Raw genomic sequence first — 1,131 nt, forward strand, 5'->3', positions numbered from 1 at the left:
ATACCAATTTTATATGAAGCTGCATATAATAGAGAAAACAAACTCGATAAATTAAAAGAACAATGAGCCGCCCTTTTAAGATTGAAATCGCAGAGAGCGAAGAAGAACTTAAAAAACGTCTACAAACAGCTAACTTAGGGAATCAGAAAGAAAAACTTATTATGCTGTGGTGGATAAAAAGCGGGCAGGTTAAAGAGCAGCAAGACATTGGAAAACGCTTGGCAAAAGATACTTCAACGGTCACGAGATGGTTGCAGAAGTATAGAACTGATGGGATATCAGGCTTATTAGAAATCAAAAAGGCACCAGGAGCAAAACGAAAAATCGATGATGCGGCGATCGCAGCACTCTCAGAGGAGTTAAAAACAGGAAAAGGCTTTAGTAGCTATGGTGCAATAGTTGAGTGGTTAAAACAAGAACATGGACAACATATAGAGTATGCAACAGTTTATGCCTGGGTTCGATATCGATTAGGGGCAAAACTAAAAGTGCCTCGCCCTCAAAGCCATAACCAAGACGAGAAATTGGTATCTGAATTTAAAAAAAACTCGGAATCATTCTTAATTGTCTAGAAAAACATCTAGCACCCGGCAAGTATGTTCGCTACCTGTGTCAGGATGAAACTAGGGTTGGACTGAAAACTCTGACAGGAAAAGTGATTACAGCTTCAGGAGTCAAGCCCACGGTTGAGGTGAAATGGCCACGAGAAAACTTTTGGATTTATGGTGCAATTGAACCATTGACTGGAGACCATTTCCTTTACGAGTATCCGAAGTTGAATGGTGAGTGTTTTCAACAGTTTTTAGACTGGCTATCTCAACAATTAGGTGGAGATTACGCTATTTTACAGGTTGACCAAGCACCTGCTCATACAAGTTCAGCGATTCGTTGGCCAGAAAATATTATTCCTCTGTTTCAACCACCTTCAGCCCCTGAACTCAATCCCATTGAAAGGCTTTGGCAGTTCCTCAAGAAACCACTCAAAAATCAACTTTTCTCTTCTTTACAGACTTTACGTGATCGCATCCAAGAAATATTTGACCAACTTACACTTGAGCAGGTAATATCTGTCTCTTCTTATAACTTTATTTTAGAAGCTCTTTTCTATGCAGCTTCATATTAAATTGGTAT

At 39.3% G+C, this 1,131-nt stretch carries 2 protein-coding genes; both read left to right on the plus strand.

The features are described 5' to 3' along the window. The first annotated feature begins 62 nt into the window (after nt 1-62). On the plus strand, nt 63-572 hold the full coding sequence (locus ABF638_RS38065) for a helix-turn-helix domain-containing protein (protein ID WP_435027899.1): 510 nt from the start codon (nt 63-65) through the stop codon (nt 570-572). Then, nucleotides 557-1,123, plus strand: coding sequence for an IS630 family transposase (locus tag ABF638_RS38070; RefSeq protein WP_435027900.1), 567 nt, complete (start codon nt 557-559; stop codon nt 1,121-1,123). The genes ABF638_RS38065 and ABF638_RS38070 overlap by 16 nt, the downstream gene beginning before the upstream one ends. Nucleotides 1,124-1,131: the final 8 nt, after the last annotated feature.

Source organism: Nostoc sp. CALU 1950, assembly GCF_051172895.1.
In the GTDB taxonomy this organism is placed as follows: domain Bacteria; phylum Cyanobacteriota; class Cyanobacteriia; order Cyanobacteriales; family Nostocaceae; genus Nostoc; species Nostoc edaphicum_A.

What these genes read in the sequence shown, in the direction of transcription:
- ABF638_RS38065 (WP_435027899.1), top strand. Translation starts at nt 63, where the DNA reads ATGAGCCGCCCTTTTAAGATTGAAATCGCAGAGAGCGAAGAAGAACTT.